This window comes from Granulicella tundricola MP5ACTX9 (genome assembly GCF_000178975.2).
In the GTDB taxonomy this organism is placed as follows: domain Bacteria; phylum Acidobacteriota; class Terriglobia; order Terriglobales; family Acidobacteriaceae; genus Edaphobacter; species Edaphobacter tundricola.
On sequence record NC_015057.1, the window covers coordinates 401,121 to 411,592 of the forward strand.

A 10,472-nucleotide genomic window follows, 5' to 3' on the forward strand; every position below is an offset into this window, starting at 1 on the left:
TCAGTTTTCTGAGCGGATGCGGCGAGGAATCGCCGCATCCATTTTTTGGCTCGGGACTCATCTTGACCACCAAGACACAACGTAAGACGATACTATCGCTGAACCATGTCTGCGGCTCGGCCAGCGATAGTATCATCTTGCGCGAGAACGCGGGAGCTAACTTAGCTGCGCCACAACCTCAAACCGCCGTTGTCCATTAGGAGAGATCACAACCGCATCGTTGTGTGGCCCGGCAAACGGCATGGCCGTGCCATTCACTGTCGCGTCCTTTAGCGTCTTGCCTGTACCTGGCCGGAAGCTCACACTTAACTCCTTCGGCAGATCACCCTTCGCAGGTAGCGTGATGATTGCAGCCAGCGCATCGCCACGTGTCTCCAGCCTGTAGTCGACACGCCCCCAGCGAGTCGGCGCACCCACAATCCCAATCGGCTTACCCGTAGCCACCCAGTCCCGCGGCAGAGCTCGCCCAAAATGCAGGTGTTCCTCATCCGAGTCCTCGAACACCATCATCCACCGCACCAGGAGCGGGATCGTCTGCTGCGCTGGGATGCAGAACAGCGCGCCACCGCCAGTAATACCGGACACCTCGCCCGCCGTCCAGCTCCCGCGCGAGTGATCGTGATACCGGTGTGCATATAGGAAGAGTATGTACTCCTCAATGCGATTTAAGCGCAGCAGCATCGCCGCATAACCATACGAGACAAAGCCCAGGATTGCTCGCCCATTAGGATTCGCACGTCCTACATTCGCCACAACGCCAACCGTTGTAGCGCCGTAAGCGCGCATGCAGTCGATGACGATATTGGCTTGCTCTGCCGGCAGCACATCAGGCTGTAACAACTCCGCGTAGCAGCGATGCGTCCAGCCCTGCTCGCTCGGATGCTCGGTCTCGATCGACTCACGAAACGTCAGCTTCACGCCCGGCATCGGGCCAATGTAAGCCGGCTTCATGTCGCGCCGGATGTTGGCTTCGATGCTCTTCGTTAGTGTGTCCTGAAGCTGCTGGCTGCGCCTCATCCATTCGGCCGCCGTCGGTTCGGCGCCGCTCAACTTCAGCTTGCGCCAGGTCCCTGCGATATCCCGCCATCCCCGCACCGTAAACGCGCTGTTGGAAAAATAAGGCTTCCACCAGACGGAAGGATCGGGCATCAGGCATGAGTCAGACTCACACCAGCCATGCAACAGTCCGTAGCCAGGATCGCTTGTAGGCAGCTTGAGAGCTTCATCCTGCAACTCTGCAAGCAGTGTGGCCGTGGCTTCGATCTTTTCGCGATGCTTGAGCAGCAGCGACCTGTCACCGGTCAACTGGTAGTAACGCGAGATGAGAAACAGCGTCAGCCCAAACTGCGCCGTCTCCGCTCCACGCATGTTCACCATGCCCTTGCTGTTGGTGAAGTCTGAGAAGTAGTTATCGAAGATATCGTGTGCAACCTGGAAGCGCCCGCACTCCAGGTTGGCATACAGCGCCATGGTGAAGATATCCTGGAAGCCGTCATACTCCGGCCCGTAGTAGTCGCGGTCCACCGCTCCATACTTCGGATAGACACCACCCGGCCGCACGATCTGTTCCTTCACGAAAGCATAGCGAACCATGTCGCTCCAACTCGTATCCGGTAACGTCATGGGAGTCACGTCATGCGTCTGCCGCTCCCAGTACTCAGCAAACTCCAGCATCCCGGCATAGAACTCCTCGGGCTTCGGATCCTGTTGCCGCCGTGTATACGCAGGATAGCTATAGCCATACTCCACCTTGCTGATCGCACCATTCTGAATGTGCGCCGTACGATGCCACGTCTGTACGATAAAGCGGTCCTTCGCCAATACGTCGCCAAACACGACGATCTCGTAATGCGAGCCATCGTCTCCCGGGAGCACCTTGCGCACCGCAGGCATCCATCCGCCAATCAAGCCCTCATGCCGCTTGTTCGCACGGTCCTGGGTCAGTTCTTTGAAGTACTGCACCGGATGATAGGTCCGGGTGTTGCCGCTCGGATAAACCGGCATGGTGTCGCTGCATTCACGCGTACCCACGATCGTGTTCCACACAGGCCGAGCATTCGGCCCATCGCGGTGCATCGAGTTCATCGGCGGCGCGGCCCTGCGAACCTCATCCTCATTCGGATCGCCATGCGCCAGCAGCTTGTCTGCCAGAAGATCCTGCCCCGCCATCCCAATGTCCTTGATGTCGAGCCCCAGATGCTGCGGCCCGTCGTCAGCAAACGTAGCCTCCGCCGTCTTCGGCAGCACTCGCGCGACGCCTTTCGATGAGACGAATGTGATCACGCCATCGCGCGTTCGCAGATCCTCATAGACTGTCCAGCTCTCATCCCCACGAGCGAATGTACAGAGCTTCGTGTGCCCGTCTACCGACGCGTCCATCGCAGCCATTGCGCCGATCAAAGCCGATTCACATGAGACCGTCTTCGGCGCTTCAGCTACTGCAGCCAACGAACCCAATGCAGCCGTGCTGGCCGCTGCACACTTCAAAAAATTACGCCTGTCCATAAATCCTCGCATGGTCCTCGGTTTAGGGATGAGTCGGATGGTCCCCGTAAAACTTCCAGCTAGTCGTAAAGTCGCTTGACAGCTTCTGCCGTTCGATATCGGCGCGCAGCATCTCAATCGGCATCGGACCTTCATGCAGAATCGCATCGTGGAACTCACGGTTCGTCATCTTCTTCGAGTCCACAAGCTCCTTATGCATCGCGCGGAACTGCAGCCCGCCCATCAGGTAGGCGCACTGATACAGCGGGCCCACTGAACCATCGAACGACCGCCGTACCTCGGCCAATGCATTCTCTGATTCAAAGCCCACGTTATCAATCAGGAACTGAACACACTGCTGCGGCGTCCACTTGCCCAGATGAAAGTTCATCGTAAAGATCACCCTGGCAGAGCGGTGCATCCGCCAAACCAACGCACCCACCCGATCTTCCGGAGTCTTATTGAAGTTCATCTCGTAGAACAGCATCTCCCACCACAGTGAGTTACCCTCATGCCAGAACGGCGTAGAGAAAGGCCGTCTATAGGTATGGTAACGAGCCGACATATAGAACTGCAGGAAGTGCCCCGGGATCATCTCGTGAAACGCAGTCGCATGAGCAAACGGAATGTTATTCCCACGCATGCTCATCTCCCGCTGCTCATACGTCATCGTGTCCGTAGGATAGGAGACACTGATCTCGTTGCCGCCCGTAAAGAACGGATTGACCAGCTGCCGCTCCGGCGTCATCATGACCATCCGCCATGTCTCATCGGCAAGCGGCGGCACGGTCACCAAGTCGTTCTTCTTTACAAAGTCGCTGCCTTCGACCACCAGTTTCCGGATCAGCTCCGGCTGCTCGCCCGGCGGCACATGCATCTGCTTTACCTTCTCTACCGCCGCATGCCAGTCATCGCCAAAGCCCATCTCATGCGAGTTCTTCAGCATCTCCTTCATGCACCAGTCATACTCGGTCTGGGCAATCGCGATCAGCTCCTCCGGCGTATACGGAATCATGTCGTCGCTCAGTTCGTTCAGCAGAGCCTCACGCCCGACTGGATCGCCGATGATCGTCGTCTTATCATCCGCCGAGACCCCGACCAGCTTCTCCTTCAGAAAAGCCGTGTAGCTCGTCAGAGCCTTATCCGCATCCTTATAAGGCTCCGCGACCCACCAGGTAAACGTAGGATCGTACCCGTCATACTGCCCATACCAATCCTTAAGCGCCGCACTGAGCTGCCGAGTCGCCTGAACCGCCCGATTAGCCACCACCGGACTGATCTTCGGCTTCTCTGTACCCTCAGCCGCCGACGCCCCCCTATGCCCCGACGTAGGATCGAGAGCCTTCTGCGCCGCCTTCATCTCCTTCACCATCACACTCAGCATGGCCGCGGCCTTCTCGCCGTCCGGCTGCTTCATCAAGCGCTTCTGTTCCGTCAGCTCCACGATCGTCTTCGCGAACGGCAGCAGCGGCTGCATCTCAGCCGTCTGCGTCTTCTGAATCTCAAGCTGGTGCAGATCAGCCGTGAGCCGATTCTTCATCAGTAGATAGTCCACACGGTCGTCTTCGCACAACCCTTCGAAGTTGATCCCTGCAAGCATCGCCAGTTCATCGTGATAGAACTTCTCGAAGCGCTCAAATCGCGCCGGCGCAACGTTCACCGAATATGTCCGCATCAGCGACATTCGATCCGCCGAGAACTGCTCGATCACAGTCGGCATCGTAGCCGCGGCCGGTGCCACCTTTGGCGCCGAAGCCCCAAACGCAGCTGCAGCCGTTATCGTCCATCCCAGAAGGGCAAAGCCTAGTCGCGTTCCAGTTCGCATTTTGTAATCTCGCTCGTTCAGATAGGTGGGGGAGTAGGGAAGACGCAAAGCCTCGTTTTCGCTTCCACTCAATTGCTGTTCGGTGTAGAAAAAGTTATACAGGCTGAATCTTTAGTTGTATACAAAGAAGTATTTGTTTACTCTCGCATCAGCCTCATCTCACTGAACAAGCCGCTCTGTAAGGAGACTCCTCCGCAATGTCCAACGATCTTTCCCGCAGAGCAGCCATCGCCCGTATCGGCACCGCCTCCGCAGCTCTTCTGCTCACCCGCCGCTTCGCCGCAGCGGAGTTGTTCTCTGCTCTATCCGAAAAAATTCCCAGCGCCCCCGTTGGCATGGACCTCACCATCACCGCCGTCACTCCGCACACACTCCGCATCAACATCGCCGCGGTCGATGAATCCCTGGACCGCTACTACGAAGACGGAGCCCTCGCCCCCCGCAACTTCGGCGCACCCCTCGCGACCCTCCGCACCGACTCGGTCGGCCAGGAAATCCCCTTCGGGGACTACAGGCTCACCATCGCCACTAAGCCCTTACGCATCACCGCCACCAATGCCGCGGGCAAGCAGATTCAGGAACTTACCTTCCGCCCCGACCTCAACCAGATCGGCTTCCTCTACAACGACGCACCCATCTACGGCATGGGCACAGGCGTCCATCCCATGGATCGCCGCGGCGGCAAGGACATGATGCGCAACGGCTCCGGGGATAACCTCCGCATCTTCGGCGCGCGCAACCCCATCCCCTGGCTCATGGGCAAAGGCTTCGGCCTCTTCTTCCACGAGCCCGGGGGCCAGTTCGACCTTTCCGGCGACACCGGCTTCTTCAAGCCCAGCGACGTCGCCCGCGGCCAGGACCTCTTCCTCGTCCTCGCCGAAACCCCCGCCGAACTCCTCCGCCAGTACGCCGAGATCACCGGCTACCCGCATCTCCCCGCCAGGTGGACCTTCGGATTCCAGCAGTCCCACCGCACCATCGATACCCGCGCCCAGATCATCGACGAAGCCAAAACCTTCCGCGAAAAGAAGCTCCCCTGCGACACCGTCATCTATCTAGGAACCGGCTTCTGCCCCTCCGGCTGGAACACTGGCCACGGCTCCTTCGTCTTCAACCAGGCCCTCTTCCCTGATCCCGCTCAGGTCATCAAAGAGTTCCATGACCTCCACATGAACGTCGTTCTCCACGTAGTCAATCCACCGGAAAACCTGCACGGCCACGTCACGGACACCGGCACTGCGGCCAGCTTCCCCGCCAATGCCGCCAACTACTGGAAGCAACACGTTCCCTTTATCGAAGAGGGCGTAGACGGTTGGTGGCCGGATGAAGGCGATGTCCTCCCGCAGGCCTCGCGCCTCGTCCGCAACCGCATGTACTGGGAGGGCGGCCGCATGACGCGCCCTGACCGCCGCCCTTTCGCACTCCATCGCAACTGCTACGCGGGCATCCAGCGCTGGGGCTGGCTATGGTCCGGCGACACCTTCTCCACCTGGAAGACGCTTGAAACCCAGATCATGATCGGCATCGGCTGCGGACTCAGCGGCGTCCCGTACTGGGGCACCGACATCGGAGGCTTCGTCCCCACCAAGGAGTTCACCGCCGAGCTCTTCGTCCGCTGGTTCCAGTTTGGAGCCTTCTGCCCATCCTTCCGCTGCCACGGCCGCACCTGGCAGCTTCGCCGCCCATGGGGCTGGGACACTGGCACGTATGGCGCATCGGAGATGGGCACCAACGCGGAAGCCTTCCTGCCCAAAGGTGACGAGCTCCATAACAAGGCCGTCGAACCCATCTGCCGCGCCTTCCTCAACACCCGTTACCAGCTGATGCCGTACCTTTACTCCGCCGCATACGAGACCCACACCACCGGTCTGCCGCTCATCCGCAGCCTTGGCCTCGCCTTCCCGAACGACGCGCAATCATGGTCGACGGTAGACGCCTACCTCTACGGCCCAAGCCTCTTGGTCGCGCCAGTATTTGAGCGAGGCGCAACCTCCCGCAAGGTCTATCTCCCCGCCGGCCCTTGGTATGACTACTGGACCGGCAAGCGCACGGAAGGCGGCACCACCATCACGGTCGCAACGCCCCTTGAGTCCATGCCGCTCTTCGTGCGCGCCGGAGCCATCCTGCCCACTGGCCCCATCAAGCAGTACACCGCAGAGCCCTCAACTGAGCCCACGCACCTCACCATCTACCCGGGAGCCGACGGACGCTTTACCCTCTACGACGACGACGGTCTCACCTTCGAGTACGAGAAGGGCAGGTCAACCAAGGTCGAACTCACTTGGACCGAATCCACTCGCACCCTGCAACTCACCGCCGACAACATAGACTTCCAGCACTACGGCTTCATCGTCTCGCTTGTAGGAGGTGAGAAGAAAACCGTCGCCGCCCACAGGGGAACACAAACAATCAATCTATAAACGCGTGATCGGGTTGGCAGGCCAAGCTGGACTCAGGAGCCAAGATCAGCTCCGCGTTTACCTGATGAGCCTGTCACACTGTTCCTCCTGCCTTGCCGAAGACGATCCCATGGAGTTTGGCGTCTGCATAATTTACCAGAAGGAAGGGACAGTTCAAGGACGCAGCCGTCAGCATAAAAGCGGTGTGTTGTCTTGGAGCTCATCATCGGGTTGGGCAACGAAATTCTCAAGCGGGCCCTTCAAGCCGCCCCCCAAAGGGTGATGCAGGATCAGGCTCGTGCGGCGGGGATAGCCAACCCGTCGATCTAATGATGAAATGATTCTGGCGCACATTTGGTGATGGACTATTTTGCCTTTGCGTAGTTTTCTGAGTGGCCGATTCTTCCTCCTATTAGATGACGCGCAGGCGCAGTAGGTCGAAGCAGCGGTGTTTAAGTCCGAGCGTTCGGCAGGCTGTATGGAAGCGGTTGGCACATGATTTTCCGCATCACTGGCACGGGCAGGTCACCTATAAGGTGGCAGGCGCTGGAACGATGTACGCCTCATCGACACTAACGCGCCCCGGGCCTCCAGCGACATCCGAGCCGCACCCAAGCCCACCGCGGCACTCCTCGCCCCGCGGTCAGTTATACCCGGTCTCAATATCTTCCCCGTCTGCGCATGTTCAACGCGCGGGCCTCCAAACGGATGCACGGCTTCCGTCCGCGTAGTACGCCCCGTGGCAGGGATATATGAAGGGCTGGATTCTGAAAACCAGCGCACTGGGCAGTTAAGGTGGGCAGAGTTGACTGCAAACACAGTGAACTGCCTCGCCCCGCCGCGACAGTCCGAACATAGACAGGCCAACCGGCGCGAAGCTGCAATTTTGTAAGGACAGTACAATATTCTGCAGGCTCCGATTGGGAACTTTCTTCGATAAAGGCAGAATTTGTTGCATCCAATCGGTGGAAAATAGAAAGTACACCTTATGACTATTTCCTCAGATTTCAGAGTTTCTCATAGCCCCAGGTTGTTCAGTCTCCTCGTTATCGGGCTGACGTTGAGTTCATTTGCCACATATGCCCTCGCTCAAACCGAGATCACCACCAAAAGCGAGGCGTTGGAAGCAACCACAGATGTCAGCTCTAGTCTTCCGGAATCGCCGGATGCTGCGCTGATTGGCCAGGGGGCGACGGCTCGAAGCACAGCCTCGGTCTCGAATACGCCTTCGAAGCGCGTGCTCGGGATTATCCCGAACTATCGCTCGGTCGGAGTAGGTGCGCAACTTCCTCCGCAGACGATACGCAATAAGTTCATCACGGCGGCTTCGGACACGATCGATCCGTCGTCATTTGCGCTGGCAGCGCTTCTTGCGGGATATAACGATGCCCGCGCCGCGACACCCGAATTTCACGGTGGGGCGGTGGCGTATGGGCGATATTTTTGGCACTCATTTGCCGATCAGTCGATCGAAAATGTGTCGGTGGAGTTTCTCGTGCCGGCGTTTACCCATGAGGACACGCGGTACTACACACTGGGAACGGGCGGGAAGAAGAAGCGCCTCGAATATTCGTTGACGCGGATCTTTGTCACGCGCTCCGACTCCGGAAAAGAAACGATCAACCTGAGCGAACTGCTCGGAGCGGGGCTGGCGTCGGGAGTGTCGTCGCGTTATTACCCGGTGAGCCAGAGGGACGCGGGCAGCGTCCTCCAGCAATATGCCCTCAACCTGGGAATCGATGCGGCCAGTTATGCGTTGCGTGAGTTCGATAACGATATCTCGCGGAAGTTCAGCAGGAAACACGACAAGTAAGGATCATCCAGCCACTCCAGAGACCGGCGAAGGCAAAATGACAGGCTCTCACCAAGTAGAACTTCGGACTTAGGATTGTCCTTCTTCGCGATGTGCTTGAGACTCGAGTTCAATATTCGCGAGCTAATTAAAGTCTTCAGCGGCAACTATGACTTGTGCGGAAGCCTTTACGAAAACCTTGCTGTCGACGATTCCGACTATTGAGACTGTGATCGCCGGAGCAAAAATGGGCCATGTCATACGCGCGTGCGGCATGATATGGCGGTGTAAGAGTAGTCCACCGCCGGGATTGTGTTTCATGGGTGGCGGCGCGGCGGCCTGAGTCATGGGACACCAGAGGATATTCAAGGTGAAAATTTACGGCCGAGTGCGTCGTGCGATGCTGGTCGAGGGGCACAGCCAGCGAGGAGTAGCCTTTGAGGCCGATATCTCGCGTGAGTCTGTTCGGAAGATGCTTCGTTACTCGGTTCCTCCGGGCTATCGGCCCAACAGACGGTATCACGACCAAGGATGGGGAAGCGGCTGGCATACGGCGAAGCATGTCTTTGATCGGCCTAGAGAAGAGCACGGGTCTTGATGAAGCTCTTGAGGCTAATCTCCGCCCATACGCCCCGGATAAAAAGGTTCTTTCAGTTCCAGGATTGGGATGACGGTGCGCCCTCGCAGGAAGAAGGTCGTGCCATCGATCACGCACTGATCGCGAGTAATCACGATGCGCTCATCTAACGATTTGGTCGGAATAAGTGATGCTGCCTATAGCGCCTGAACGCTGAGCTCAACGGCAATACATCATGAAATCGACCGCACTTGCGAAGCGAGTATCCGGTCGCCAATTCCAAGTGTGCAGCATTCCGAACTTCGTCCTTCTCTCTGGGGGACGTACCGTCTCCAGCAACCTGGACTGGTGGCTCATGACCAGATGGAGCAAGGGATTCGCGCTGCTTCGGGTTAGAAGCGAAGCTTGGCACTCACCGCTATGCCATAAATACGGATGATGTCCCGAACTATCAGTCTGTCGGGCTGGCTCTCTCGCCTCGGATCGTATTGCTTCGAGCAGTGAGACCCTAAGGGTATCGGCAAGTTCCGCACCTGGCGGAAAGTTCCGTGTCGCAAAATTCCGCCAGTCGCAGACCTTTGTACGTAGAATGAAGCAATGTCTAAAGCACCTGCAGCAATCACATCACCTAAGATTAAGAAGCTCGCCGCAAAAGCCCTGAAGTCGCCAAGCATGCTTACGAACGTGGAGACCCGCGAACTCGGCGCATCAGTCATGGCTTTTATTTCACTTCCAAAGGACATTGTTTCTGCTCCCACCAAGAAGTCGGCAGCAAAGAAAGTGACTGCAAAGAAAGCTCCAACAAAGAAGACAGTCAAGAAGACAACGGCGAAAGTCGCCTAACTGATTCAGGCATCACCAAAGAGGAATCCATGGCAACGAAGAAAACAGCGGCAAAGACGACGGCTATCCCGGCGGCCAAGAAGACAAGCACCAGCGCAGCAAAGAAGACGTCGACCAGCAAAACAATGACGAAGGCGGCGTTGGTTCTACTCGTATCGGAGAAGATGGAGCTTTCGAAGAAGCAAACAGCAGAGTTCTTTGACCTGCTGGCGGCTACCGCGATCCAGGAGACGAAGAAGAACGGTGAATTCACCATCCCTGGGCTTGGGAAGCTGGTGAAAGCTCAGCGTGCAGCACGTCTCGGCCGCAACCCGCAAACGGGAGAGACAATCAAGATTAAAGCAAAGACTGCGGTCAAGTTCCGCGTAGCAAAAGCTGCCAAGGATCTGATCGCCCCAACAAAGTAGCAAGTCTTTCGATGAGTATGGCAGGCTCGGCTTGCGAGCCTGCCGGATACTTCGTTTTGCAGGCCCGATTAGAGCATTGATCGCGGGGTCAATTCCCAACATGCCGATCTGTCAGGACTCATATGCACCGTACAACGATGCAGCG

At 57.7% G+C, this 10,472-nt stretch carries 7 protein-coding genes; 4 read left to right on the plus strand and 3 right to left on the minus strand.

Annotated elements, in window-relative coordinates; translation table 11 throughout:
* Positions 1 to 156: 156 nt before the first annotated feature.
* The gene (locus ACIX9_RS20200; protein ID WP_013572945.1) at positions 157 to 2,505 is read right to left on the minus strand and encodes a hypothetical protein; all 2,349 of its coding nucleotides are present in this window, start codon (positions 2,503 to 2,505) and stop codon (positions 157 to 159) included.
* Positions 2,506 to 2,527: 22 nt separating this feature from the next.
* The gene (locus tag ACIX9_RS20205; RefSeq protein WP_232298891.1) at positions 2,528 to 4,225 is read right to left on the minus strand and encodes a DUF885 family protein; all 1,698 of its coding nucleotides are present in this window, start codon (positions 4,223 to 4,225) and stop codon (positions 2,528 to 2,530) included.
* A gap of 281 nt (positions 4,226 to 4,506) precedes the next feature.
* Here ACIX9_RS20205 and ACIX9_RS20210 point away from each other — a divergent pair, with 281 nt between their 5' ends.
* Positions 4,507 to 6,729 carry a glycoside hydrolase family 31 protein gene (locus tag ACIX9_RS20210; RefSeq protein WP_013572947.1) on the plus strand — a complete coding sequence of 741 codons (2,223 nt, stop codon included), beginning with the start codon at positions 4,507 to 4,509 and terminating at the stop codon, positions 6,727 to 6,729.
* A gap of 1,009 nt (positions 6,730 to 7,738) precedes the next feature.
* Complete coding sequence (locus tag ACIX9_RS20215) at positions 7,739 to 8,521, plus strand: hypothetical protein (RefSeq protein ID WP_198152233.1); 783 nt, start codon at positions 7,739 to 7,741, stop codon at positions 8,519 to 8,521.
* Between the two features lie 591 nt (positions 8,522 to 9,112).
* Here ACIX9_RS20215 and ACIX9_RS27795 read toward each other — a convergent pair.
* Positions 9,113 to 9,262 carry a DUF2199 domain-containing protein gene (locus ACIX9_RS27795; RefSeq protein WP_408609736.1) on the minus strand — a complete coding sequence of 50 codons (150 nt, stop codon included), beginning with the start codon at positions 9,260 to 9,262 and terminating at the stop codon, positions 9,113 to 9,115.
* Between the two features lie 412 nt (positions 9,263 to 9,674).
* Here ACIX9_RS27795 and ACIX9_RS25055 point away from each other — a divergent pair, with 412 nt between their 5' ends.
* Together ACIX9_RS25055 and ACIX9_RS20225 are read left to right on the plus strand one after the other, a co-directional pair.
* Entirely contained in the window at positions 9,675 to 9,920 is a 246-nt protein-coding gene (locus tag ACIX9_RS25055) for a hypothetical protein (RefSeq protein WP_013572950.1), read from the plus strand.
* 29 nt (positions 9,921 to 9,949) lie between these two features.
* Entirely contained in the window at positions 9,950 to 10,327 is a 378-nt protein-coding gene (locus tag ACIX9_RS20225; RefSeq protein WP_013572951.1) for an HU family DNA-binding protein, read from the plus strand.
* Positions 10,328 to 10,472: the final 145 nt, after the last annotated feature.

Coding starts and splice junctions, on each gene's coding strand:
- ACIX9_RS20200 (WP_013572945.1), bottom strand. CDS start 2,505: ATGGACAGGCGTAATTTTTTGAAGTGTGCAGCGGCCAGCACGGCTGCA.
- ACIX9_RS20225 (WP_013572951.1), top strand. CDS start 9,950: ATGGCAACGAAGAAAACAGCGGCAAAGACGACGGCTATCCCGGCGGCC.
- ACIX9_RS20210 (WP_013572947.1), top strand. CDS start 4,507: ATGTCCAACGATCTTTCCCGCAGAGCAGCCATCGCCCGTATCGGCACC.
- ACIX9_RS25055 (WP_013572950.1), top strand. CDS start 9,675: ATGTCTAAAGCACCTGCAGCAATCACATCACCTAAGATTAAGAAGCTC.